Genomic DNA, 25,316 nt, shown 5'->3' on the forward strand with positions numbered 1-25,316 from the left:
CCAACTGGACAGCGGCACACGAGGAATGGGGCGGGCAGCGGCGATGATGGGACCAGCACACTCACTGTCGGGAGCCGCCGCCTGGCTCGGCGTCGGAGCCGCCTCCGCCGCGGCCGGCCACACCATGCCCTGGCCGGTCCTCCTGGTCGGCGCCCTGATCTGCGCCGGGGCCGCCCTCGCCCCCGACCTCGACCACAAGGCCGCCACCATCTCCCGCGCCTTCGGACCCATCTCCCGCGCCCTCTGCGAGATCGTCGACAAACTGTCCTTCGCCGTCTACAAGGCCACCAGGAAGCAGGGCGACCCCCGCCGCACCGGCGGCCACCGCACCCTCACCCACACCTGGGTATGGGCGGTACTGATCGGCGGCGGAGCGTCGGCGCTCGCCATCACGGGCGGACGCTGGGCGGTGCTGGCCATCCTCTTCGTGCATATGGTGCTCGCCATCGAGGGCCTGCTGTGGCGGGCGGCCCGCCCCAGCAGCGATGTCCTGGTGTGGCTGCTCGCGGCGACCAGCGCCTGGATCCTCGCCGGTGTCCTGGACAAGCCGGGCAACGGGGCGGACTGGCTGTTCACGGAACCCGGCCAGGAGTACCTGTGGCTCGGGCTGCCGATCGTCCTGGGCGCACTGGTGCACTGCATCGGGGACGCGCTGACCGTGTCCGGCTGCCCGATCCTGTGGCCGATCCCCATCGGCCGCAAGCGCTGGTACCCGCTCGGACCGCCGAAGGCCCTGCGCTTCCGGGCGGGCAGCTGGGTGGAGCTGAAGGTGCTGATGCCGGTGTTCATACTGCTCGGCGGAGTGGGCGGGGCGGCGGCGCTCAACGTCATCTGAGGCGGGGGCGCCATCAGTGCCGGGCGCCGCCAGTGCTGGGCACCACCAGTGCCGGGCGCTGCTGGCGGGGGCACCGTCGGCGGGGAGCACGGCGAGGTGCCAGGCCGGGTATCGCCGGTGCTGGGCACGGGAGGGGGCGGGTCAGTCACTGGAGGGATGGGGCACGGGAGTGGCCCCGGTACAGGAAGGGCCGGGGCACGGGAGGGATGGGGCACGGGAAGGGCCCGGGTACAGGAAGGGATGGGGCACGGGAGGGGCGGGGCATCGCCGGTGCCGGGCGATGCAGAGTGCCGAGCGCTGACGGTCCGAGCACCGGAAACCGCCGAGCATTGCCAGCACAGGGCATCGGAGAACGCCGAGCACCGCCAGTCCCCGGCACCGGAGAGTCCCGGGCATCGCCGGTGCCGAGCACCGCCGTGGCGGCCCCGGTCGAGGTGGGGAGCCGTGGGGCGAGGCGGGCCAGGTGTGCGGAGGGCAGGGCGCGCCGGACCTCAGGAGGCCGGGCCGGAGGCGGACCCGCGGTCGGTGCCGTAGCGCTTCTCGAAGCGGGCGACACGGCCCTCGGAGTCCACGGTGCGGGCCTTGCCGGTGTAGAAGGGGTGGCTCTCGGAGGAGATCTCGACGTCCACGACGGGGTAGGTCTCGCCGTCGTCCCACTCGATGGTGGTCTCGCTGGTCGCGGTCGACCGGGTGAGGAACGCGTATCCGGCGGCGCGGTCGCGGAAGACGACGGAGTGGTAGTCGGGGTGCTTGTCCTGCTGCATGACGGCTCCTGTCACAGCGGCGGCGGGGTGGCCGGGTGGGCGTGGGACGGCGGACAGCGGGGAGGGGGAGGGGCGGGAGGGGTGGGGTGGTGGAGGCGGGGGGCGGGGAGGGAGGGGGAGGGGGGAGCCCCCCGGTCCGGATCAGCCCAAAGCATCCTCGTCCACGACATGCATAGCCGCCTCCTCCGCCGAGGCCGCCGCGCCGTCGATGCCGACGTCCGTGGCGACCAGGGCGCTCTCCTCGTCCTCGTGGGCGCCCTCGTCGGGGGCGACGAGGCGCCCGGAGCGGTCGGCGCCGACCTCCCTGTCCCAGAGTTCGCCGTCGGTGCCCTCGATGTCGCCCAGCCCGTCGCCGTCGGGGGCGGCGAGGTCGGGCAGTTCCTCGGCGAGTCGCTGGTCCAGGGTCTCGCCCTCCCGGCGCTCGGCGGCGGTGACGTCGTCGCGCTCCACCGCCCAGGGGCGCTCCGGCGGGGACCAGCCGCGATCGAGGGGGTCGTCGACGCCGTCGTCGACGAGGGTGTCCTCGGGATCGAGCAGCCCCGCGTCGTCCTGGACCTCGGACCCGTCGGGCTGGTAGACGTCGTCTCCCCATCCCTCGGCGCTGTTCACAGGTACCTCCAGGTGCTGGAGACGGCCCCGACCAACCGGATGGTTCCCGGGACGGGCGGGCTTGGCCAGCAAGCCGATGCCGTTGCCGATATCCAGCCTTCCACCCCCCTTCGGGACCGCGCAACGCCACGGGGCGGAGGGTGACGGAGAGTGCACGGGGAGGGGAGGGGAAGGGAGAGGCGAGGGTGGCCCGGAGGGTGGGGCAGCGGGTCACCCGCGCGGGCAGCAGGTCAGCCGTGCCACGACCTCCACAGCGCCGCATACGCCCCGTCCGCCGCGACGAGTTCCTCGTGGCTGCCGAGTTCGCTGATGCGGCCGTTCTCGACGACGGCGATGACGTCGGCGTCGTGGGCGGTGTGCAGGCGGTGGGCGATGGCGACGACCGTGCGGCCATCGAGGACGCGGGCCAGGGAGCGTTCCAGATGCCGGGCGGCGCGGGGGTCCAGCAGGGACGTCGCCTCGTCCAGCACCAGGGTGTGCGGGTCGGCCAGCACCAGGCGGGCCAGGGCGATCTGCTGGGCCTGGGCCGGGGTGAGGGCCAGGCTGCCGGAGCCGACCTCGGTGTCCAGGCCCTTGTCGAGGGTGCGGGCCCACTCGTCCGCGTCGACCGCCCCGAGCGCGGCCCACAGTTCCGCGTCCTCGGCCTCGGCGCGGGCGAGACGCAGATTGTCGCGCAGGGAGCCCACGAAGACATGGTGTTCCTGGTTCACCAGGGCGACATGGGAGCGGACCCGTTCGGCGGTCATGCCGGAGAGTTCCGCGCCGCCCAGGGTCACCCGGCCGGTGCGGGGGCCGTAGATGCCCGCCAGGAGCCGTCCGAGTGTGGACTTGCCCGCGCCGGACGGGCCGACCAGCGCCAGCCGGGTGCCCGGGGCCACCTCCAGGGAGACCTTGCGCAGGACGTCCACGCCCTCGACGTAGCCGAAGTGCACCTGGTCGGCCCGCACATGGCGGCCGTCCGGTGCCAGGGTGGCGTCACCGGCGCCGGGCTCGATGTCCCGGACGCCGACCAGCCGGGCCAGCGACACCTGCGCCACCTGGAGCTCGTCGTACCAGCGCAGGATGAGGCCCACGGGGTCCACCAGCATCTGCGCGATGAGCGCGCCGGTGGTGAGCTGGCCGACGTCCATCCAGCCCTGGAGGACGAAGACCCCGCCGATCATCAGCACCGACCCGAGAACGGTCACATGGGTGGCGTTGATGACCGGGAACAGCACCGAGCGCAGCCACAGGGTGTACCGCTCCCAGGCGGTCCACTCCTTGATCCGGCGGTCCGACAGGGCGGTGCGCCGGTCGCCGAGGCGGTGCGCCTCGACGGTGCGGCCCGCGTCGACGCTCTCGGCCAGCGCCGCGGCGACCGCCGCGTACCCGGCCGCCTCCGAGCGGTACGCCGAGGGCGCCCGCCGGAAGTACCAGCGGCAGCCCACGATCAGCAGCGGCAGCGCCAGCAGGACGGCGGCGGCGAGCGGCGGCGCGGTGATGACCAGACCGCCGAGCAGCAGCGCGGCCCACACCACCCCGATGGCGAGTTGGGGTACGGCCTCGCGCATGGCGTTGGCGAGCCGGTCGATGTCGGTGGTGATCCGGGAGAGGAGATCGCCGGTTCCGGCCCGCTCCAGCACGCCCGGGGGCAGCCCGACCGACCGCACCAGGAAGTCCTCGCGCAGATCGGCCAGCATCCGTTCGCCGAGCATCGCGCCGCGCAGCCGCACCTGCCGCACGAAGAGTGCCTGGATGACGAGCGCGGTCAGGAAGAATCCGATGGTGAGCTGAAGATGCAGGTCACGGGCGTTGTCGGTGACCCGCTCCACCAGTCCGCCCAGCAGATACGGGCCGACCATCGAGGCGACCACGGCGGCCGTGTTCACGCCCATCAGGACCAGGAAGGCCCGCCGGTGGCGGCGGAACAGTTCCCGCACGTACGCGCGCACGGTGGCCGGGGCTCCGACGGGCAGGGTGCTCGCGGTCGTCGGGGCCGCCGGGTCGTACGCCGGTGGCGCCACGCCGATCATGCGCTCTCCTCGATTATCTCTTGGGTCTCGTCGGTCACTTCTTGTGTCTTTTCGGCCACTCGGGTCGCCGGGCGCTGATCAGCAGTCGCCGCGTCCGCCTCCTCGTCCGTCTCGCGGGTCACGACCGCCCGGTACCGGGGCTCGCTGTGCACGAGTTCGCGGTGCTCTCCGACCGCGGCGACGGTGCCCTCGTGCACCAGCACCACCCGGTCCGCCCGGTCGAGCAGCAGCGGTGAGGAGGTGAACACCACCGTCGTGCGCCCCTTGCGCAGCTCCCGTACGCCTCTGGCGATCCGGGCCTCGGTGTGCGAGTCGACGGCCGAGGTCGGCTCGTCCAGGACCAGCACCTCGGGGTCGGTGATCAGCGAGCGCGCGAGCGCCAGCCGCTGCCGCTGGCCGCCCGAGAGGGACCGTCCGCGTTCGGTCAGATGCGCGTCCAGCGGGTCCTTCACATCCAGCGAGCCCTGGATCAGCGCCGCGAGCACGTCGTCGCACTGCGCCGCGGACAGCGCCGCCTCCGGCGCGACCTTCCCGGACGACGGTACGTCGAGCAGTTCGCGCAGGGTGCCGGAGAGCAGCACCGGGTCCTTGTCCTGGACCAGTACGGCGGTGCGCGCCGAGGACAGCGGCAACTCGTCCAGCGGTATGCCGTCCAGCAGCACGGACGTGCCCTGCTCGGAGGGGTGGCCGCCGAGCCGCTCGGCCAGCCGTCCGGCCGCGTCCGGGTCGCCGCACACCACCGCGGTCAGCTCACCGGACGGCGCGCGCAGCCCGGTCTCCGGGTCGTGCAGATCGCCGCCGGGCACCTCGGCCTCGCGCGTCCCGCGGGTGTCGGTGGCCCGCTCCAGCGCCAGCACCCGGGCGGCCCGCCGCGCGGACGGACGGGAGAAGGAGTACGCCATGGCGATCTCCTCGAAGTGCCGCAGCGGGTAGCTGAGGATCATCACCGCGCTGTAGACGGTGACCAGTTCACCGACCGTGATGGTGCCCTCGCGGGCCAGTCCGATGCCGTACCAGATCACCCCGATCAGCAGCAGGCCGGGCAGCAGAACCTGGATCGCGGCGATCAGGGACCACATGCGGGCGCTGCGGACGGCCGCGTGGCGGACCTCCTGGGAGGCGCGGCGGTAGCGGTCGAGGAAGAGTTCCTCGCCGCCGATGCCGCGCAGCACCCGCAGCCCGGCCACCGTGTCCGAGGCCAGCTCCGTGGCGTGGCCCGCCTTCTCGCGCTGGACGTCGGCGCGACGGGTGGCGCGCGGCAGCAGCGGCAGCACGGAGAGCGCCAGCACCGGCAGTCCGATGGCGACGACGACGCCCAGCGCGGGCTGGTAGACGACCAGGCCGACGGCGACGATGACGATGGTCAGCAGCGCGGCGGTGAACCGGGAGACGGCCTCCACGAACCAGCCGATCTTCTCCACGTCACCGGTCGACACCGCGACGACCTCGCCCGCGGCGACCCGCCGGGTGAGCGCCGAACCGAGCTGCGCGGTCTTGCGGGCCAGCAGTTGCTGCACCCGGGCGGCGGCGGTGATCCAGTTGGTGACGGCCGTGCGGTGCAGGAAGGTGTCACCGACGGCGATACCGACGCCGGCCAGCGCCAGCAGACCGCCCGCGAGAGCGAGCCGGGCGCCGGACCGGTCCACGACGGCCTCGATCGCGAGCCCGACGCAGAACGGCATCGCGGAGACCGACACGAAGTGCAGCACTCCCCAGGCCAGCGCCTTGAGCTGACCGCCCAGCTGGTTCCGGAACAGCCACCTCAGGAACTGTGGCCCCGAGCGCGCGTCCGGCACACCTGGGTCGATGTAGGGAAGGTCTTGGATCTGCATGGTGTCCCAGTGGCTCGTATCAGGGGCGGTCGGAAGAGGGAGGGCGAGGCGAAGGAGTCGGAAGGGGGAGGGCGAGGCGTAGGAAGGGATGGGGAGAGGCAAGGGGGCGGCGGTGGGCGGGCGCGGTCGGTCGCCTCGCGCGCGCCGACAGCAAACCGTGCAAGGTTCGCTCCGCCGCGTGGTCGAAGGCAAACGGTTTTACCGGCGGGTGCGGCGGAGAACGGACGCGCTCCGCTGGGGACCGCGCTGCGGGCCTCCGCCCCTGATGACGACGCTGGCGCGCGCGCCGGTGGCGGGTGCTTCGGCGAGTTCGGCCGGGCCCCCGATCCGCAGCGCACAGGGCATTCGTCGCACAGCGCACGAAGCAGAGCCCCCCCGCGCTACGAGCGTGCCCTCCCCGGAGACCTCACCGGCCCGGCCCCGCTGAGGCTCTCACCCCTCGACAGTTGCCGAAGCTCCCCGTCCCGCCCCTCACAACCACCCCCCCTCACAACCACCCCCGCGTCAGCAATCCGGCCGAGGCGCCCCGTCGATGAGTCTGTCCAGCAGCCCCCCGAAATCCGCTCGCTGCTCGGTGGTCAGCGGCGCCAGTATTTCCCGGGCCGCCGCGCGGCGGGCGTCCCGTAGGGCGCGCAGGGTCGTGCGGCCGTCGTCGGTCAGCTCGATACGGATCACCCGGCGATTGTCGGGGTCCGGGGCCCGCCGTACCTTGCCGTTCGCCTCCAGCCCGTCGACCAGGCTCGTCACGGCCCGTGGCACCACCTCCAGGCGGGTGGCCAGGTCGGCCATGCGCGGGGGTGTGGGGAAGTGCGCGAGGGTGCGCAGCAGCCGGGACTGGGCGGGGGTGATGCCCAGCGCGCTCTGCTCCAGATGGCGTTTCTGGATGCGGTGCACCCGGCGGGTGAACCGGAGCAGCTGCTCGGCTACCTGGCCGTCGGGATCGGGGGAGGTCATACGGGAACAATATCAGGACCTCGTTCATTGTGAGTATAGGTAACAATGAGCTATGCTCCGCTCGATATCGCTGCTATCGCCGATATCGACGACTCCCCTCCGAAGGAGCCCATGCACCCCGATCACGCACCCGAGCGCGGACCCCGCGGACCCCGCACTGCACCCGGCCGAGCACCCGGTCGCGGACCTGGCCGAGGTCCCGAAGCGATCCGGTTCCCCCGCGCGGACGGCGAAGACCCCCGCCCCGGCGGCGCCACCGGCGCCGACGGCAGCGCGGAGGAGCAGCCCCGCCAGGTCCGCCGTATCCTCGCCCTCTTCCGTCCCTATCGAGGCCGTCTCGCGGTCGTCGGCCTGCTGGTCGGTGCCGCCGCCCTGGTCTCCGTCGCCACGCCCTTCCTGCTGAAGGCGATTCTCGACACCGCGATCCCCCAGGGGCGCACCGGGCTGCTCACGCTGCTCGCCCTCGGCATGATCCTCAGTGCCGTGCTGACCAGCGTCTTCGGCGTCCTGCAAACCCTGATCTCGACCACCGTCGGCCAGCGCGTGATGCACGATCTGCGCACAGCGGTCTACGGCCGCCTCCAGCGCATGTCGCTGGCCTTCTTCACGCGCACCCGCACCGGCGAGGTCCAGTCCCGCATCGCCAACGACATCGGCAGCATGCAGGCGACGGTCACCTCCACCGCCACCTCGCTGGTCTCCAACGCCACCAGCGTGATCGCCACCATCGTCGCCATGGTGGCCCTGGACTGGCGGCTGACGATCGTCTCCCTGGTGCTGCTCCCGGTCTTCGTGTGGATCAGCCGCCGGGTCGGTGACGAACGGCGGAAGATCACCAACCAGCGGCAGAAGCAGATGGCCGCGATGGCCGCCACGGTCACCGAGTCGCTCTCGGTCAGCGGCATCCTCCTCGGCCGGACCATGGGCCGATCCGACTCGCTCACCCGGTCCTTCGCGGGTGAGTCCGAGCGCCTGGTCGATCTCGAAGTCCGCTCCAGCATGGCGGGCCGCTGGCGGATGGCCGTCATCACGGTCGTCATGGCCGCCATGCCGGCCGTCATCTACTGGACCGCGGGCCTGGCCCTGCACACCGGCGGCCCGGATGTCTCCATCGGCACGATCGTCGCCTTCGTCTCCCTCCAGCAGGGCCTGTTCCGCCCGGCGGTGAGCCTGCTCGGCACCGGAGTGCAGATCCAGGCGTCCCTGGCCCTCTTCCAGCGCATCTTTGAGTACCTGGACCTGCCCATCGACATCACCGAGCGCGAGCGCCCGGTCCACCTCGACCACATCAAGGGCGAGGTCCGCTTCGAGAACGTCGAGTTCCGCTACGACGACACCTCCGGCCCCGTCCTCGACGGCATCGACCTCACCGTCCCTGCGGGCAGCAGCCTGGCCGTCGTCGGCACGACCGGCGCGGGCAAGTCCACCCTGGGCCATCTGGTGCCCCGGCTCTACGACGTCACCGGGGGCCGGGTCACCCTGGACGGCACCGATGTCCGCGACCTCGATTTCGACTCCCTCGCGCGCGGGGTGGGCGTCGTCTCCCAGGAGACGTACCTCTTCCATGCCTCCGTCGCCGACAATCTGCGCTTCGCCAAGCCGGACGCGACCGACGAGGAACTGCACGCCGCCGCCCGCGCTGCCCAGATCCACGACCACATAGCGGGGCTGCCCGACGGCTACGACACAGTGGTGGGGGAGCGCGGCCATCGCTTCTCCGGCGGTGAGAAGCAGCGGCTGGCCATCGCCCGCACGATTCTGCGCGACCCGCCGGTGCTGCTGCTGGACGAGGCCACCAGCGCGCTGGACACCCGGACCGAGTACGCGGTGCAGGAGGCCATCGACGCGCTGTCGGCGGGCCGTACCACCCTCACCATCGCCCACCGGCTGTCCACCATCCGCGGCGCCGACCAGATCGTGGTCCTGGAGGCCGGCCGGGCGGTGGAGCGGGGGACGCACGACGAACTGCTGGCGCTGGACGGCCGTTACGCGGACCTGGTCCGCCGGGACGCCCAACTGGAGCCGACGGGCTGACAGCCGGGACGCCTAACTGGAGCCGGCGGGCCGACGCCCGGGACGCCCAACTGGAGCCGACGGGCTGACACCTGGAGTCGGCGGCTCGATCGCCCGGCGTGCCAGGAGGGCCGGACCTGGACCCGGACCTGGACCTAGACCCGAACCTGGACCCGGATCCGGCATCAGTGAGTTCCACCCCGCTCCCTCCCCCTTGTCAGCCTCCCCCCATCAGCCTCCCCGCGTGTGAGACCGTGAGCGACAAGATGAAGATATGCCGGAATTGTGACGATATGCGGGTTACCGTGCCCGCATGCAGATGAACACTCCGCCACGGAGCACGATTCGACTGACGCGCAGAGGCCGGATCGCCCTGGTCGCGACCGGGGCCGTCGTGGCCGGCACCGCCGTGGCGGTGCCGCTGCTGAGCACGGGCGAGGACGCGCCCGCCAAGCCCACCAGCCTGGTCATCCCGGAGGGCTACCGGGCGAGCCAGATCTACCCGGCGGTCGACAAGGCCCTCGCCCTGCCCGCCGGGACCACCAAGAAGTCCCTCGCCAAGGCCGGTCTGAAACTGCCGAACGACGCCGACGGCAACCCGGAGGGCTATCTCTTCCCGGCGACCTATCCGCTCACCGGCACCTCCACCCCGGAGGCGCTGCTCGCGCAGATGGTGGACACGGCCAACAAGAAGTTCAACGGGGCCCCCATCGCGGCGGGCGCCCAGCGCAACGCCATGAACGTCTACCAGGCCGTCACCATCGCCAGCATTGTCCAGGCCGAGGCCGCCACCGCCACGGACATGGGCAAGGTCGCGCGGGTCGTCTTCAACCGACTCGAGCGGGGGATGCCGCTCCAGATGGACTCCACCCTCAACTACGCGCTCAACCGCAACACCCTGAACACGACGCTGGACGACACCCGGATCGACAGCCCCTACAACTCGTACCAGCGCATGGGGCTGCCACCCACGCCGATCGACAATCCGGGCGAGGAGGCGGTGCGGGCGGCGATCGGCCCGACGCCGGGGGACTGGCTGTACTTCGTCACCGTCAAGCCCGGCGACACCCGCTTCACCGCCGACTACGCCGAGCACCAGCGCAATGTGGCGGAGTTCAACAAGCTGAACAAGGCCCGGCAGAGCGCGAGCCCGCAGCCGGGCGCCAGAACCTGACGCGCTGCCCGGGACCCCGCTGTGCGCCGACCGGGAGGTCACGGCCTGCCGACCGGGACGTCACCGCCTGCCGACCGGGACCTCACTACGCGCTGACCAGGACATCACCACGCGCCGACCGGGACCTCACCACGTGCCGACCAGCACCTGACCCCGCCCGGGGGCCGGTTCACGCGGCGGCGGGGATGTCCCTGGCCAGCAGCCGTCTGATGTCCCGTACCGCCGCGCGGCCCGCGCGGTTGGCGCCGATGGTGCTGGCCGAGGGGCCGTAGCCGACCAGATGGATCCGTGGATCGGCGACCGCGCGCGTCCCGTCGACCTGGATCCCGCCGCCTGGCGCGCGCAGCCGCAGCGGCGCCAGATGGTCGATCGTCGGCCGGAACCCGGTGGCCCAGAGGATGACATCGGCGGCCACCCGCCGCCCGTCGGCCCACTGCACCCCGTCCGGGGTGATCCGTTCGAACATGGGCTGCCGGTCCAGTACCCCGTCCGCGATGCCCTGGCGGACGGCGTCGTTCAGCGGCAGCCCGGTGACGGACACCACACTGCGCGGCGGCAGCCCCTGCCGTACCCGCTCCTCCACCAGTGCGACCGCCGCCCGCCCGGCGTCCTCGTCGAACGGGCCCTCGCGGAAGACCGGCGGCCGGCGGGTCACCCAGGTCGTGGCCGCCGCGTACGGCGCGATCTCCAGCAGATGCTGGGTGCCGGAGGCACCGCCGCCCACCACGACCACCCGCAGTCCGCTGAACTCCTCGGGTCGCCCCGAGTACTGCGCGGTGTGCAACTGCCGCCCCTGGAAGGTCTCCTGGCCGGGATAGCGAGGCCAGAACGGCCGGTCCCAGGTGCCGGTGGCGTTGATCAGCGCCCGCGTGGACCACACCCCGGCCGAGGTCTCCACCCGCAGCCGCCCGCCCTCGCCCTCCCGGACCGCCGACACCTCCACCGGCCGCCGCACCCGCAGCCCGAACGCCCTCTCGTACGCCGCGAAGTACTCGGCGATGACCTGCGAGGACGGCCGCGCCGGATCCGCGTCCGTCAGCTCCATGCCCGGCAGCGCATGCATCCCGTGCACCTTGCCGTACGTCAGCGAGGGCCACCGGAACTGCCAGGCGCCGCCCGGACCGGGGGAGTGGTCGAGGACCACGAAGTCGCGGTCCGGCTCGAAACCGGACCGGCGCAGGTGAAAGGCGCTGGACAGTCCGGCCTGTCCGGCGCCCACGACGACCACGTCGACGTCGCCGGTCCTGCCGACGTCGCCGGTCCTGTTCACCGCGCCGGCGCTGTCCACCTCGTCGAGCGTGGCGACGTCGTCGGCCTTGTCGACCCCGTGCGTGTTGTTCACGCTTCTACCAACGGTGGGAAGGCCCCGGCTCTTCCCGTCGGACGACCGACCCCGAGTCTTCACGTCTGACGACCGGTCCCGGCTCTCTTCTCGTCGGACGATCGCCCTCGGCTTGTCCCGCCACAAGGTCAGCCCTGGTTCTCCCTTCGGCTGTCCCCTCGGCTCTCCCCATGCGCCGCGTCACCCGGCGCGGAATGCGCCCCAACCTCACTCCCGCCCCGCCCCGCTGTCTCCCCGCTACCTCCCTCCCCCCTTCCCTCACCGACCCCCCGCCACCAGCACCGGTGCCCCGCCGGCCGCCACCCCCGCCGCCTCCGGCGTCAGCACCCCCCGCCGTCGCAGTTCCGGAATCACGCCCTCCCCGAACCAGTACGCCTCCTCCAGATGCGGATAGCCGGACAGCACGAAGTGCTCCACGCCCACCGCGTGGTACTCCTCGATCAGATCGGCCACCTCCGCATGGCTGCCCACCAGGGCCGTCCCCGCCCCGCCCCGGACCAGCCCGATGCCCGCCCACAGATGCGGATGGATCTCCAGCCGGTCCCGCGAACCCCCGTGCAGCGCCAGCATCCGCCGCTGCCCCACCGACTCGCTGCGCCTCAGCGCCGACTGCGCGGCGGCGACCGTGTCCGCGTCGAGATCGTCCAGCAGTCGGTGCGCGGTCGCCCACGCCTCCGCCGAGGAGTCCCGCGCGATGGTGTGCACCCGCACCCCGAACCGCACCTCCCGGCCCTCCCGCTCGGCCAGCGCCCGGATCCAGTCGATCTTCTCCTTCACCTGCGCCGGAGGCTCGCCCCAGGTCAGATACACATCGGCGTGCCGCGCCGCGACCGGCCCGGCCGCCGCCGACGACCCGCCGAAGAACAGTGGCGGCAGCGGATCCGGCGGCAGCGCGGTGAGCCCGCCCTCGATCCGGAAGTGATCCCCCTGGAAGTCGTACGGCTGCCCCTGCCACACCCCCCGGACCACCGTCAGGAACTCATCGGTACGGGCATAGCGCCGGTCATGGTCCAGATGGTCGCCGAACCGCCGCTGCTCGGCCGAGTCCCCGCCGGTCACCACATTGAGCAGCAGCCGCCCGCGCGTGACCCGCTGATAGGTCGCCGCCATCTGCGCCGCCAGCGTCGGCGAGATCACCCCCGGCCGGAACGCCACCAGGAACTTCAGCCGCTCGGTGTGCTGCGCCAGCGCCACCGTCGTCAGCCAGGCGTCCTCGCACCAGGTGCCGGTCGGGGTCAGCACCGCCTCGAAACCGAGTTGCTCGGCCGCCTTGGCGATCTGGGCGAGGTACTCGATGTCGGGAGCGCGCACCCCGGCGACCCGGCGGGCCGCGCCGGGACCGTCGGAGGCGTACGCGTGCCGGTCCACCAGGGTGCGGCCGTCCCCGCCCGTCGGCAGGAACCAGTGAAGACGTACGGTCATGTCAGGACTCCCGGGGAGCGCGGGGGGCGCGGGGCGCGGCGGTGGACGGCGGTAGATCGGCGTTGAAGCGGTCGTCGACGTACTGGGCGAAGTCGACCTTCTCCGGGATCAGCTCCAACTCGGTGAAGGCGTCCGCGATCCGTTGTTCGGAGTCGATCAGCGGTTGATCGACCGCGACCGGAACCCGGGACGCGTTGGTCTGTTTCACGGAGGCGAGAGCCACCTCGTAGGGCAGACCGGTGTCTTCGGCCCACACCTTCGCCCAGTCCTCGGGATGGTCGTACACCCAGTCCTGGGCGCGGCGCAGCCGCTCCACATAGTCCTCGATCGCGGCGGCCTTCTCCCGGTCGGCGAGCGCGGACGGCGCCGCCACCTGGAAACTGAGCCCGTTCACCACCCCCTCACCTGTGGTGAGCACCCGACCCTGCTTGCCTTGAAGGATCTGTGAGGTGTACGGATCCCACACCGCCCATGCGTCCACCTTCCCGCTGGTGAACGCGGCCAGCGCATCGGCCGGCTGAAGGTACTTCGCCTCGATGTCGGAGAGGGTGAGCCCGGCCTCCTCCAGGGACGCGATCAGCTGGTAGTGCGCGGACGACCCCTGTGCCACCGCCACCGACCGCCCCTTGAGTTGAGTGGCCGACGTCAGCGAGGAGTCGTTCGGGACGAGGACGGCCTCGCCCCGCGACGTCCCGTGCCAGGCCGCCACCACCGTGATCTTCGAACCGGCGCCGGCCGCGAACACGGGCGGGGTGTTGCCGACCCCGCCGATGTCGACGGCCTTGGCGTTCACCGCCTCCAGCAGGGGTGGACCGGAGGTGAAGGTGGACCATGTGATCCGGTAGTCGAGATCGTCCAGTTCACCGGCGGCTCGCAGCACCGCCTCGGAACCTCCCTTCTGGTCTCCGACGTTGAGAGTGAGAGAGCCCTTGCCGTCGGTGCCGTCACCGGCGGAGGTGCCGGCGGCCGAGGTGCCGCCGCAGGCGGAGGTCAGCAGGGCGAGGGGGAGGACAAGAGGGAGGACGAGGGCGGAGGGGGGAAGGCGTCGCGGCATGGGGGATCCGTTCGAGGGAGCGGGCGGTGGTGAAGATGCGAGGGAAGAAGGCGATGGTGAGGATGTCGGGGCTGGTGGAGGTGGTGAGGATGCAGGGGCAGGTGGGGGTGGTGAGGATGCGAGAGAAGGCGGCGGTGGTGAAAGAAGGGGAGGTGGCGGTGATCAAGAAGGGAGGGGCGGGTCAGCCCGTGGTCGGCGGGTCGTCGTCCACGCCCAGCCGCCGCAGCAGCGCGGAGCGGATCTCGGCGAAACGAGGGTCGGCGATGTCCCTGGGCCGGTCGAGGGCGACGGTCTGCTCGTGCGCGATGACCCCGTCGTCCATCACCAGGACACGGTCCGCGAGCAGCACCGCCTCCTCCACATCATGGGTGACCAGCAGCACCGCGCAGCCGCGCCGCTGCCACAACTCGCCCACCAGCCGCTGCGCCGTGATCCGGGTGAGCGCGTCCAGCGCGCCGAACGGCTCGTCGAGCAGCAGCAGATCGGGCTCCCGCACCAGCGCCCGAGCCAGCGACGCCCGCTGGGCCTCACCCCCGGACAGGGTCTTGGGCCAGGCGTCCGTACGGTGGTCGAGGCCGACCTCGGTCAGCGCCCGCTCGGCGACGGCCCGGTCCGGACGCCCCGGCAGCCCGAGGACGACATTGCGCCACACCCGCTTCCACGGCATCAGCCGCGGCGCCTGGAACGCGACGGCTTTGCGGCGCGGCACCAGTACGGTGCCTTCGATGTCCCGGTCCAGTCCGGCGAGAATCCGCAGCAGTGTCGACTTGCCGCAGCCGCTGCGCCCGAGCAGGGCGACGAACTCGCCCGGCCTGATGTCGAGTTCGAGACGGTCGATGACGACACGGCCGTCGAAGGAGCGGGTGAGCCCGGCCACGTGCACCGCGGCCGGCGCGGTCACCGGCCGGTGAAGGTCGGTCGCCATTGCAGCAGCAGCCTTTCGAGGGAGCGGACGACGAAATCGGCGAACAGGCCGAGGAAGGCGTAGACGATCAGGCAGACCACGATCACATCGGTGCGCAGGAAGTCACGGGCCTGCACCATCAGGAAGCCGATCCCGGAATCCGCGTTGACCTGCTCGGCGAACACCAGCGCGAGCCAGGCGATACCGAGGGAGTAGCGCAGCCCGGTGAGCGCGCCGGGCAGCGCGCCCGGTAGGACCACATGCCGGACCAGTCCCCACCTGGACAGCCCCAGCGACTCACCGGCCTCGATGAGCTGGCTGTCCACATTGCGGATACCGGCGTAGACATTGAGATAGAGCGGGAAGGTCACCCCCAGCGTGATGATGGCGACCTTCGGGGCCTCGCCGATGCCGAACCAGATGATGAACAGCGGGATCAGCCCGACGAACGGCACGGTCCGCAGCATCTGCACGGACGCGTCCACCAGGTCCTCGCCGATCCGGAACAGCCCGGACAGCAGTGCGAGGCCGGTCCCGACGACCGTGCCCAGCAGCAGCCCGGCAGCGACCCGCTGGAGCGAGGTGCCCATGGCTGCGGGCAGTGAGCCGTCCCGGACGAGATCCCAGCCGACCTGCGCGATCCGCCCCGGTGAGGCGAGGACATCGGCGGTCAGTACGCCGGTGGAGCTGAGGAGTTGCCACAGCGCGAGCAGCAGCAGGGGGCCGCTGGTGCGACGCAGCCAGCGGGGGACGCGGGTGCGGCGGGTGGACGCGGGGAGGATGGGTTCGAGAGTGGGTTCGGGAGTGGGTTCGAGGGTGGGGGCCTTGGACGGGGAGAGGGTGCTCGGGGAGTCGGGAGGCGCATGGCTGATGCTCATGAGGGCTCCAAAGGGCACGCCTGGGTGCGCCGTCACGTCAGGGCGGCGCGTCAGCGGGGCGCGTCAGCGCACCCCTGGCGTACGGGAGGGGGAGTGGGGTGCTGCGGGATCAGGAAGACCGGAAGGGTCGAGAGGGCCGGTAACGCCGGGCAGGCAGGGCAGGCAGGGCAGGTCAGCGGTAAGGCCCACGAGGCGAGTGGGACCGACGAGACAGGCAGGGCCGACGGCAAGGCCGGGGAGTTCGGTGGTGAGGCCGGGTGATCCGGGAGAAGGGCGTCAGCGACCGCGGCGACACGCGGCGGAGGCCACCCGCAGCAGGTCGATATGACCGCGCGTGGTGAGCAGGGCTGAACGCAACATGCCGTCGAAGCTAGCCAGATGACGTGCTCACGGTCAACAGGCGTCTCGCGAAGTGGACGGCGCATATCGCACACCGGAAGGCGGCACCCGCCACTAGGCAGGGGGATGGGTCAGGATGGGCCCCATGCCAGCTGCGTTCACGACCCGAGTACTGCGTATCTCCACCGGTTCCAGGGAGACGGTCCACGATCTCACCCATGACTGCGAGGGCTTTCTGCGCGAGGTGTCCGGTGGGCGGGACGGCCTTCTCAACATCTTTGTCCCGCATGCCACGGCGGGCGTCGCCGTCATCGAGACGGGGGCGGGCAGCGACAGCGACCTCCTCGCCGCGCTGCACACCCTGCTCCCGGCGGACGACCGCTGGCAGCACCGGCACGGCAGCCCCGGTCACGGCCGCGACCACGTCCTGCCCGCGTTCGTGCCGCCGCACGCGACGCTGCCGGTGCTCGGCGGGCGGCTGGAACTGGGGACATGGCAGTCGGTGTGCCTGGTGGACACGAACCGGGACAATCCCGAGCGGCAGGTGCGGTTGAGCTTTCTGGGGTGAGTGAGGTGTCGAGGGCGGGGTGGGGTGAGGCGGGGCGGGGCCTGGCCGGGGGAGAGTCGGGCGGGCGGCTCAGTGGCGGTCCGGTCCGGGGCCGGCGTTCAGCAGCCCGTGCCTCTCATGCCCACCATCCACCCCGTCCACCCCGTCCGCTACGGCGGCCTCAGTTCGGCGGATCACCGCTCCTCTCACGCTCACCACTCACCCCGTCCGTCACCGCGGCCTCAGTTCAGCGGATCACCGCCCCTCTCACGCTCACCACTCACCCCGTCCGTCACAGCGGCCTCAGTTCGGCGGATCACCGCCCCTCTCACGCTCACCACCCACCCCCCACCAGCACATCCCCGATCGCCTCGTCCAGAATGGCGAGCCCCAGCGACAGTTCCTCCTCCGTCGCCGTCAGGGGCGGTGCGATGCGGAAGACGCCGCCCAGGCCGCGGAGCTGGACGATGTTCATGTGCAGGCCGAGTTCCAGGCAGCGCCGGGTGACCCGGGCGCCCAGTTCGTCGGAGGTGCGCCGGGTCTCGGGGTCCACCACGAGTTCCACCCCGGCCAGCAGACCCCGGCCGCGGATGTCACCGATGACCGGATGCCGGGTGGCGATCTCCAGCAGCCCGTCGCGCAGCAACGTACCGAGGGAGCGGGCGCGTTCGTCGAGGCGGTCGCGGGTCAGCACATCGAGGACGGTGTTGCCGACGGCGGCCACCAGCGGGTCGGAGACATGCGTGGTGAAGAACAGGAACCCGCGGTCGTACGCCTCCTGTTCGATCTCGGCGCTGGTGAGGACGGCCGCGAGGGGGAGTCCGGCGCCCAGGGTCTTGGAGAGGGTGAGGATGTCGGGGACGATGCCGTCGCGCTCGAAGGCGTACCAGGTGCCGGTCCGGCACAGTCCCGTCTGGGCCTCGTCCAGGATCAGCAGCATGCCCCGCTCCCGGCACTTGTCGCGGAGTGCCGCGAAGTAGCCGGGCGGCGGTTCGACGATGCCGCCCGAGGAGAGGATCGGCTCCACGAGACACGCGGCGAGGTTGCCGGTCGACTGGGCGTCGATCAGGTCGAAGGCGAGATCCAGTTCCCGGCGCCAGTCCAGCGAGCCGTCGGCGGCGGTGACGCCGGGGCGGTACGCGTCGGGGACGGGGATCGCGAAGTTGCCGGGCGCGACAGGACCGTACCCCTTGCGGCCCGCGCTGTAGGTCGCCGAGGCGGCGGCATGGGTCATTCCGTGCCAGGAGCGGGCGAACGACACGATCTCATGCTTGCCGGTGACCAGCTTGGCCATGCGCAGCGCGGCCTCGTTCGACTCCGCGCCGGTGGTCAGCAGCAGGGCCTTCTCCAGGGGCGCGGGCAGTGTCGCGGCGAGCCGCCGGGCCAGTTCGACCACGGGGCGGCTGAGCATGCCGCTGTAGAGATGGTCGAGGGTGGCGACCTGCCGCTGGACCGTCGCCACGATCTCCGGGTGTGAGTGGCCGAGAATCGCGCTCATCTGGCCGGATGTGAAGTCGAGGATCTTCCGGCCGTCCGCAGTGAAGACGAAACTGCCCGCCGCGCGCTCGATGATCTCCGGGGTGAACATGCCGCCGCCGTAGCGCACGAGATGCCGCTCGGCGTCGGCCCAGACCTGCGGGGAGGAGGCCGGGGCGGGGGAGGTGGGCGTGGTGGTCATGTGCCGACCGTAGGACCGGCCGAGTGACTCGTCCATCACACGATTCCGGCTGTCCTGTTCGGAAGAACCGCACAACAATGGACCGGGTGATGAATCCCTGGAGGCTGCGGCTGCTGGTCCAGTTGGACACGCTGGGCACCGTCCGCGCGGTCGCGCAGGCCGCCCGGCTGAGCCCGTCGAGCGTCTCCCAGCAACTCGCGGTCCTGGAGAGCGAGACCCGCACCCAACTCCTCGAACGCACCGGCCGCCGGGTGCGGCTGACCTCCGCCGGACTGATCCTCGCCCGGCGCGCACGGGCCATCCTCGACCACATGGACAGCGTCGAGACCGAACTGCGCGGCTTCGGCGCGGAGCCCGCCGGGCTCGTCCGGCTCGGCGCCTTCCAGAGCGCGATCCATACGGTGGCGGTCCCCGCGGTGACCCGGCTCGCGCGCGCCCACCCGCACCTGGACGTCGAACTGCTGCAACTGGAACCCCACGAGAGCGTGCCCGCCCTGCGGGTCGGCGACGCGGACGTCATCATCACCACGACCGATGTCGACGACCTCCCGCTCGGCCCGGACCTGGACCTGGTGCCGCTGGCCACCGACCGGATCGTCCTCGTCCTGCCGCCCGACCATCCCACGGCGGGCCGCGGCCCCGTGGACCTCGCCGCCTACGCCGACGAGCCATGGGCCTTCGACATGCCCCAGTCCTACATGGCCAACCTGGCGCTGCGCCTGTGCCGTCAGGCCCGCTTCGAACCCCGGGTGGTGTGCCGCTTCAGCAACTACATGCTCGGGCTCCAGCATGTCGAGGCCGGGCTCTCCATCATGCTGCTGCCGAGCCTCGCCGTGGACGGCCGCCATCGCGTGACCACGCGGGATCTGGCGACCCCCGTACCGCGCACGATCACGGCGGCGATCCCGGGGGGGGGGCTCCGCCGCGGGCGGGGGTACGGGTGGTGCTGGACGCGCTGCGGGTGGGTGATGGGGGGTTGGGGCGGTTACTGGGGGTTGGTTGAGGGGGTGGCCTGGGGGCTTGGGGCAGTAACTGGGGTTGGCTTGAAGGGATGGCTCGGGGCTCCGAGCAGTAACTCGGCTTGGCTTGAGAAGGGAGCTCAGGGGCTCGGGGTCAGTGGCTGGGTTTTGACTTGAGTGGCGCAGGGGCCCGGGACCTCAAGGCGTACGGAGGCTCTGCGTCTCCGCCTCGAACAGCATCGCCGGGTCGAACCCCATCCCGCTGAAGTGGCCGGACAGTTCCAGGGACAGTACGCCGTGCAACCTGGTCCAGACGGTCAGCGCCCTGCTCAGGGCCGCGGGCGGCGCGGGATGATCGCCCGCCCACTCCCGATGGTCGGCCAGGTGCGCCGCGAGGGGTGACCCGTCCTTCGCCGACGGGGCGAGCGCGGTGGCGGCGTCCAGCAGGACGGCCATGATCTCGCCGGAGATCGCGGTGATGTCGTCCGGCGCGTGGTAGCCGGGCACGGGGGTGCCGTAGATCAGGAGGTAGCGCTGCGGATCCGCCAGCGCCCAGGCGCGCAGGGTGTGCGCCAGCGCGGCCAGGTCCGCGCCGGACCCGGCGGCCTCCTGGACGGTGTCCGCGAGGCTCCGGTACGCGTCCCGGATCAGCTCGGTGATCAGTTCGTCCCGGTTGGCGAAGTACCGGTAGAGGGCGGGGCCGCTGAGGCCCATCTGCTTGGCGATCGCGTTGAGGGAGAGCGCGGAGGCACCGGCCGAGGCGATCTGCTCCCACGCGTGGGACTTGATCTCCGACCGCACCTGGGCGCGGTAGCGCTCGCGAGGGGTCGTGGCGGTGTCGGCCATGGGGTCATCTTTCTGTGGGGCGGGGCGCCAGCGCCTCGGGGGTGCGCTTGGTCGGGGTGCGTGGCAGGCGGCGGGTGGTGCGTGGCTAGTGGCGGGTGGTGCGTGGTGTCGGTGGTTGGGAGTTGGAGTCGATATCGGGAGTTGGTTAGAGGTTATCACTGGAGCGCTTGACTCTCACTCGCCCGCTTCGTTATAACTTCTAACGAGCGGCAGCGGCTCTAACTCCCGTCGCTCCGGTTCCGCCTCCCGGACTCCGCTTCTAGCTCCGCTTTCCGACTCCGCTTTCCCGACCCCGCATCCCCTGAGGGGACCCCCATGACTACGACCACTCTGTCTCCCGCCCGTCGAACCGCCGCCCGTAGGCGCATCCCGTTGGCGGTCACCGTCTCCGCCTGGGCCGCGCCCGTGCTGGTGGTCGGCCAGTTCTCGCTGGTCGCCGCGCTGCCGGTGACGATCGCCCTGGTCGGCTCCCTGCTGCGGGTCCGCGACCGTACGGTTCGGGTGACCTCCGCGCTGCTGACCGCCGCGTACGCCGTCCCGCTGGTCACCTGGCTGGTGCGGCCCGACGGCGCCCCCAGCCTCTCCAAGGACATGCACCCCGGCTTCACCGGTCTGATCGTCGCCGCGTCGGTCGCGCTGATCGTCGCGGTCCACCGCACCGGCCGACGCTGACCAGCCGGCCCCGGTCCATCGCAACCGCGAACATCCATTCACCTTCACCCCAGGGGAACGAATCCATGCCCACGCCCACGCCTGTGTCCATGTCCAGCGTCCGTGCCACCACCGCCTTCGGCGTCACCCTCGCCCTGGCCGCCGCCCTCACGGCCACTGCCGTGCCCGCCCAGGCACAGTCCCGGCCCGAGTCCTCGCCCGACCGTCACGGGACCCCGGCCGCCTCCTGCCGGGGGCAGGGCGTCGACCCGTCCGCCAAGATCCGTTACGAGACCGACATCGTCATAGACGCGCCGCTCAGCACCATCTGGAAGCTCCAGACCGACATCGAGAACTGGCCGTCCTGGCAGCCGCCCGTCCTCTCCGCGGAGCGGCTGGACTCCGGGAAGCTGCGCAAGGGTTCGCGATTCCACTGGACGACCCCGGTCCCGGCCACCCCCACCACACCCGCGACCACCCTCGGCATCACCTCGACCGTGCAGCAGCTCAAGGAGAAGAAGTGCGTCCTGTGGACCGGGCCGGCGATCGGCGAGGGGCTGACCATCGACCGGGGTGTCCATCTGTGGACGTTCACGAAAGTGAAGGGCGGGGTGCTGGTGCACACCGAGGAGACCTGGACCGGGGAGCAGGTCGAGGCGGACGTACCGCTCTCGACGGAGTATCTCGGGAAGGGGCTGGAGGCGTGGCTGGGTGACCTGAAGGCTGCGGCGGAGGGCGTGGGCCGGTAGGGGGAGGAGAGGTCTGGGCGGTCGGGGGAGCGGGTGGGTCGGGTCGGGGGAGCGGATGGTTCACGGAAACAGGGTCGATGTCTCGGCCGGCAGCACCGACCCGCACCGTCCCACCGGCATTCTGCCGAAGGATCCCTGCCCGCGATGGTGATCGAGCGGATGGCCGCAGACGACGCCCTCGCGGCCGATTTCCTCACCGCACTGGTACGTGGGTAAACGGGTACGCGCCGCCGCCCTGAACCGGCCCCTACGACTCAGGCACCTCACCGCCCCCTCGTCGCTCCAGATGACGGACGATCACGCCCCTCCGCCGCCCGAGCCGAGACGGGAACGCCGCCCAAGCCGAGAAGGGAACGCCTCCCGGACCGAAACGGGAACGCCGCCCGAGTCGAAAGGGAACGCCTCCCGAACCGAAACGGGAACGCCGCCCGAGCCCCCCCGAAAGCCGCACCGGCGGCACGGCGGACACCCCGGCCATGATCGAACGAACAGCGCGGTGACGATCGAATCACCGAGGAGGGGACTAACGTCCTGGCCCATGAGAGTTGCACTGCCCCTGGACGCCGTCCCACGGCTCTCCGCCGCGATCGTGCTCGGCACCACCGCCGGGATCGCGGCCGGAGTGGCCACGGACCCGGCCCTGGGCGTGATGGCGGGCATTGCCGCCGTGGAACTGTTCTTCGTCGTGTCGGGCTGGGCGGTGCTGTGGCCGATGGACGCCGAGGCCACCCATCGCAACGCCCGCCGGGAGGACTTCCGGCCCGTGGTCGAGGAGATCCTCGTCGGTGGGCTGGCGCTGTGCGGACTCATCGCCATCGTGCTGCTCCTGGTGCGCGGCGACTCCACAACCGGCAACGGCACACTCGCCGCCGCCGCAGCCCTCTTCGGTGCCTTTCTGGCCTGGGCAGCCCTGCATCTGATGTACGCCACCCGCTACGCGAGCCTGTACTACGAGAACGGCGGCGGAATCGACTTCAACTCCGACGAGCCGCCCGCGTACCGCGATTTCTTCTATTTCAGCTACAACCTCGGCATGACCTATCAGGTCTCCGACACCGATGTGTCCAGCTCCCGCATCCGCGCGATCGTACTGCGGCACGCTCTGCTGTCGTATGTCTTCGGCACCAGCATCCTGGCCACCGCCATCAATCTGGTCGTCGGCATCGTGAGCGCCTGAGGACCGCCGCTCCGCCGCATTTCACCATGTGCGTCAAACCAGTCCGAAGGCTTTCCCCACATCTGCCGCCCGAACCGGAGTCGGCGCAGCTAGGAGGCGTGCGATCGACAAGATCGGCGCCGCTTGTCACGCCATAGACGGGACCTCTTTGACGCGCCCTCGAAAATCGCTGGATGCTTCCTCGTCGGGACATTCCGGCGGCGGCAGGAAGAGGAATGCGATGAGCGGCATCGAGGACCCGGACGACGAACTGTCGGTCACCCCGCCCAAACAATGGGCGACAGGAGTACCGGCGGTCGCCCACGCGCTGGAGTACTCACTGAAACAGACCTCCCTGCGACGGACCGCTCTCACCCTGCTGAACATCAACCAGGCCAAGGGATTAGACTGCCCCGGCTGCGCCTGGCCCGAAGCCGCGCCGGGCAAGCGGCACCTGAACGAGTACTGCGAGAACGGCGCCAAGCACATCGCCGACGAGGCGACCTCCCGGCGGATCACCGCCGACTTCTTCCGTGAGCATTCGATCGCCGCATTGGACACGAAGTCCGACTACTGGCTCAACCAGCGTGGCCGACTCACCGAACCCATGATCAAACGATCAGGCGGAACGCACTACGAACCGATCGCTGGGACGAGGCCCTCGACGTGCTCGCCGTCGAACTGCACCGCCTGGACTCTCCGGACGAAGCGCTCTTCTACACCTCCGGCCGACTGAACAACGAGGCTGCGTTCCTGCGCCAATTGTTCGTTCGTGCCTATGGAACGAACAACTTCCCCGACTGTTCGAACATGTGCCACGAGTCCAGCGGCAGCACGCTCACTCAGACCCTGGGCATCGGCAAGGGCAGCGTCTCCCTGGACGACATCCACCACCGCGACCTGATCCTCGTCGTGGGCCAGAACCCCGGCACCAACCATCCGCGCATGCTGACCGCGCTGGAGGAGACCAAGCGCAACGGCGGCCGGATCGTCGCCGTGAACCCCCTTCCCGAGGCCGGACTGATCCGCTTCAAGCACCCCCAGAAGCCACGCGGGGTGATCGGCCGCGGTACGAGGATCGCCGACGAGTTCCTCCAGATCCGCCCTGGCGGCGACCTCGCCCTGTTCCAGGCGCTCAACCTGCTGCTCCTGGAAGCCGAGGACACCGCCCCCGGCACGGTCCTCGACCATCGCTTCATCGACACCTCCACGATCGGCTTCACCGAGTTCGCCGAACAGACCCGCAAGGTCTCCTGGGACGCCGTCACCGAGGCGACCGGACTCGATCGCGCCCAGATCGAGCGGGTGCATGAAATGGTCCTGAACAGCCGCGGTGTGATCGTGTGCTGGGCCATGGGCCTGACCCAGCACAAACACGGTGTGCCCACGATCCGCGAAGTCGTCAACTTTCTGATGCTGCGCGGCAACATCGGCAAACCCGGCGCCGGCGTCTGCCCGGTGCGCGGCCACAGCAACGTCCAGGGCGACCGCACCATGGGCGTGTGGGAACGCATGCCCCAGCCGTTCCTCGACGCGCTCGGCCGCGAGTTCGGCTTCGCCCCGCCCACCCGGCACGGGCTCGACTCCGTCGACGGCATCCGTGCCATGCGCGACGGCGCCGCCAAGCTCTTCCTCGGCGTCGCCGGCAACTTCGTCCGCGCCACCCCCGACGGCGAGGTCACCGAGAGCGCCCCGCGCGGCTGCCGCCTCACCGCGCACATCTCCACCAAGCTCAACCGCTCCCACACGGTGTGCGGCGACACCGCGCTGATCCTGCCCACCCTCGGCCGCAGCGACCGCGACGTCCAGGCCGGCGGCCTCCAGTTCTTCACCGTGGAGGACTCCGTGAGCGAGGTGCACGCCTCCCGCGGGCGGCTCGCCCCGGCCTCCCCGCACCTGCTCAGCGAGGTGGCCATCATCGCCCGCCTCGCCTGCCGAGTCCTCGGCCGGACACCCGACATCCCCTGGGAGGACTCCGAGGCCGACTACGCCACCATCCGCGACCGCATCTCCCGCGTCGTCCCCGGCTTCGAGGACTTCAACGCGCGCCGCCCGCCCCGGCGGCTTCCGCCTCCCCAACCCCGTCAACGAGGGCATCTTCCGCACCCCCAGCGGAAAAGCCGTCTTCACCTGCAACGACTTCACCATGCCGAGCGTTCCCGACGGCCATCTGCTGCTCCAGACGCTGCGCTCGCACGACCAGTGGAACACCATCCCGTACGCCATGAACGACCGTTTACCGGGGCATCCACCACGCGCGCAAGGTCGTCCTCGTCAACCCCGCCGACCTGGACCGGCTCGGCCTCGCCGACCGCGATCCGGTCGACCTGGTGAGCCGGTGGCACGACGGCCGCGAACGCCGGGCGGAGGACTTCCGCGTGGTCGCCTACCCGACCACCCCCGGCTCCGCCGCCTCCTACTACCCGGAGACCAACGTCCTCGTCCCCCTCGACAGCGTGGCCGACATCAGCAACACGCCGACATCCAAGGCGGTCCTGGTGCGGCTGGAAAGGGTGGAGCGGCTGGAACGGGTGGAGGCGCCCGATGCCGTCCGGTCGGTCGGCGCGGAGGCGTGAGCAAGCGCGATCGAACGATCAA

At 71.2% G+C, this 25,316-nt stretch carries 20 protein-coding genes and 2 pseudogenes; 9 read left to right on the forward strand and 13 right to left on the reverse strand.

The window, feature by feature from the left end:
* The first annotated feature begins 43 nt into the window (after positions 1 to 43).
* Positions 44 to 835, forward strand: a complete 792-nt coding sequence (locus ABZX40_RS04445; RefSeq protein WP_355737053.1) for a metal-dependent hydrolase — start codon at positions 44 to 46, stop codon at positions 833 to 835.
* A 491-nt stretch (positions 836 to 1,326) separates the two neighbouring features.
* On the opposite strand, the gene ABZX40_RS04450 is transcribed toward ABZX40_RS04445, so the two are convergent.
* From ABZX40_RS04450 to ABZX40_RS04470, 5 genes are all read right to left on the reverse strand, one after another.
* Positions 1,327 to 1,599: a type B 50S ribosomal protein L31 gene (locus ABZX40_RS04450; RefSeq protein WP_355737056.1), complete on the reverse strand. Its 273-nt coding sequence runs from the start codon at positions 1,597 to 1,599 to the stop codon at positions 1,327 to 1,329.
* A gap of 141 nt (positions 1,600 to 1,740) precedes the next feature.
* Positions 1,741 to 2,208, reverse strand: a complete 468-nt coding sequence (locus tag ABZX40_RS04455; RefSeq protein WP_355737059.1) for a DUF5709 domain-containing protein — start codon at positions 2,206 to 2,208, stop codon at positions 1,741 to 1,743.
* Between the two features lie 230 nt (positions 2,209 to 2,438).
* A complete protein-coding gene (locus ABZX40_RS04460) occupies positions 2,439 to 4,220 on the reverse strand; it encodes an ABC transporter ATP-binding protein (RefSeq protein WP_355737061.1) in 1,782 nt (593 codons plus the stop codon).
* Positions 4,217 to 6,052 carry an ABC transporter ATP-binding protein gene (locus tag ABZX40_RS04465; RefSeq protein WP_355737063.1) on the reverse strand — a complete coding sequence of 612 codons (1,836 nt, stop codon included), beginning with the start codon at positions 6,050 to 6,052 and terminating at the stop codon, positions 4,217 to 4,219. The genes ABZX40_RS04460 and ABZX40_RS04465 overlap by 4 nt, the downstream gene beginning before the upstream one ends.
* 504 nt (positions 6,053 to 6,556) lie before the next feature.
* Positions 6,557 to 7,006, reverse strand: a complete 450-nt coding sequence (locus ABZX40_RS04470) for a MarR family transcriptional regulator (protein ID WP_355737066.1) — start codon at positions 7,004 to 7,006, stop codon at positions 6,557 to 6,559.
* A gap of 111 nt (positions 7,007 to 7,117) precedes the next feature.
* Here ABZX40_RS04470 and ABZX40_RS04475 point away from each other — a divergent pair, with 111 nt between their 5' ends.
* Both ABZX40_RS04475 and mltG read left to right on the forward strand, forming a co-directional pair.
* Positions 7,118 to 9,040, forward strand: coding sequence for an ABC transporter transmembrane domain-containing protein (locus tag ABZX40_RS04475; protein WP_355737069.1), 1,923 nt, complete (start codon positions 7,118 to 7,120; stop codon positions 9,038 to 9,040).
* Positions 9,041 to 9,332: 292 nt separating this feature from the next.
* Positions 9,333 to 10,193: an endolytic transglycosylase MltG gene (mltG, locus tag ABZX40_RS04480; RefSeq protein WP_355737072.1), complete on the forward strand. Its 861-nt coding sequence runs from the start codon at positions 9,333 to 9,335 to the stop codon at positions 10,191 to 10,193.
* Positions 10,194 to 10,362: 169 nt separating this feature from the next.
* On the opposite strand, the gene ABZX40_RS04485 is transcribed toward mltG, so the two are convergent.
* From ABZX40_RS04485 to ABZX40_RS04510, 6 genes are all read right to left on the reverse strand, one after another.
* The gene (locus tag ABZX40_RS04485) at positions 10,363 to 11,463 is read right to left on the reverse strand and encodes an NAD(P)-binding domain-containing protein (RefSeq protein WP_355737348.1); all 1,101 of its coding nucleotides are present in this window, start codon (positions 11,461 to 11,463) and stop codon (positions 10,363 to 10,365) included.
* A gap of 330 nt (positions 11,464 to 11,793) precedes the next feature.
* Complete coding sequence (locus tag ABZX40_RS04490) at positions 11,794 to 12,957, reverse strand: LLM class flavin-dependent oxidoreductase (protein ID WP_355737075.1); 1,164 nt, start codon at positions 12,955 to 12,957, stop codon at positions 11,794 to 11,796.
* A gap of 1 nt (position 12,958) precedes the next feature.
* The gene (locus ABZX40_RS04495; protein ID WP_355737078.1) at positions 12,959 to 14,011 is read right to left on the reverse strand and encodes an ABC transporter substrate-binding protein; all 1,053 of its coding nucleotides are present in this window, start codon (positions 14,009 to 14,011) and stop codon (positions 12,959 to 12,961) included.
* 181 nt (positions 14,012 to 14,192) lie between these two features.
* On the reverse strand, positions 14,193 to 14,936 hold the full coding sequence (locus ABZX40_RS04500; RefSeq protein ID WP_355737081.1) for an ABC transporter ATP-binding protein: 744 nt from the start codon (positions 14,934 to 14,936) through the stop codon (positions 14,193 to 14,195).
* Complete coding sequence (locus ABZX40_RS04505; RefSeq protein ID WP_355737084.1) at positions 14,909 to 15,793, reverse strand: ABC transporter permease; 885 nt, start codon at positions 15,791 to 15,793, stop codon at positions 14,909 to 14,911. Before ABZX40_RS04505 ends, ABZX40_RS04500 begins: the two co-directional genes overlap by 28 nt.
* 276 nt (positions 15,794 to 16,069) lie before the next feature.
* A complete protein-coding gene (locus ABZX40_RS04510) occupies positions 16,070 to 16,153 on the reverse strand; it encodes a putative leader peptide (protein WP_313884353.1) in 84 nt (27 codons plus the stop codon).
* A gap of 124 nt (positions 16,154 to 16,277) precedes the next feature.
* On the opposite strand from ABZX40_RS04510, the gene ABZX40_RS04515 reads away from it, so the two are divergent.
* Positions 16,278 to 16,700, forward strand: a complete 423-nt coding sequence (locus ABZX40_RS04515; RefSeq protein ID WP_355737087.1) for a secondary thiamine-phosphate synthase enzyme YjbQ — start codon at positions 16,278 to 16,280, stop codon at positions 16,698 to 16,700.
* A 313-nt stretch (positions 16,701 to 17,013) separates the two neighbouring features.
* Here ABZX40_RS04515 and ABZX40_RS04520 read toward each other — a convergent pair whose 3' ends face one another.
* Positions 17,014 to 18,357, reverse strand: a complete 1,344-nt coding sequence (locus ABZX40_RS04520; RefSeq protein WP_355737089.1) for an aspartate aminotransferase family protein — start codon at positions 18,355 to 18,357, stop codon at positions 17,014 to 17,016.
* 89 nt (positions 18,358 to 18,446) lie between these two features.
* Here ABZX40_RS04520 and ABZX40_RS04525 point away from each other — a divergent pair.
* Positions 18,447 to 19,360 (forward strand): annotated as a pseudogene (locus ABZX40_RS04525) (LysR substrate-binding domain-containing protein).
* A gap of 154 nt (positions 19,361 to 19,514) precedes the next feature.
* Here ABZX40_RS04525 and ABZX40_RS04530 read toward each other — a convergent pair.
* Positions 19,515 to 20,162, reverse strand: coding sequence for a TetR/AcrR family transcriptional regulator (locus ABZX40_RS04530; protein ID WP_355737091.1), 648 nt, complete (start codon positions 20,160 to 20,162; stop codon positions 19,515 to 19,517).
* Positions 20,163 to 20,477: 315 nt separating this feature from the next.
* Here ABZX40_RS04530 and ABZX40_RS04535 point away from each other — a divergent pair, with 315 nt between their 5' ends.
* The 4 genes and pseudogenes from ABZX40_RS04535 to ABZX40_RS04550 all read left to right on the forward strand — a co-directional run bounded on the left by ABZX40_RS04535 (position 20,478) and on the right by ABZX40_RS04550 (position 25,294).
* Entirely contained in the window at positions 20,478 to 20,834 is a 357-nt protein-coding gene (locus ABZX40_RS04535; protein ID WP_355737093.1) for a hypothetical protein, read from the forward strand.
* 89 nt (positions 20,835 to 20,923) lie between these two features.
* Positions 20,924 to 21,562: an SRPBCC family protein gene (locus ABZX40_RS04540; protein ID WP_355737094.1), complete on the forward strand. Its 639-nt coding sequence runs from the start codon at positions 20,924 to 20,926 to the stop codon at positions 21,560 to 21,562.
* A gap of 538 nt (positions 21,563 to 22,100) precedes the next feature.
* The gene (locus tag ABZX40_RS04545; protein ID WP_355737097.1) at positions 22,101 to 22,739 is read left to right on the forward strand and encodes a DUF1345 domain-containing protein; all 639 of its coding nucleotides are present in this window, start codon (positions 22,101 to 22,103) and stop codon (positions 22,737 to 22,739) included.
* 220 nt (positions 22,740 to 22,959) lie between these two features.
* Positions 22,960 to 25,294, forward strand: a pseudogene (locus tag ABZX40_RS04550) (FdhF/YdeP family oxidoreductase).
* Positions 25,295 to 25,316: the final 22 nt, after the last annotated feature.

Source organism: Streptomyces sp. NPDC004610, from assembly GCF_040609715.1.
Taxonomy (GTDB): Bacteria; Actinomycetota; Actinomycetes; order Streptomycetales; family Streptomycetaceae; genus Streptomyces.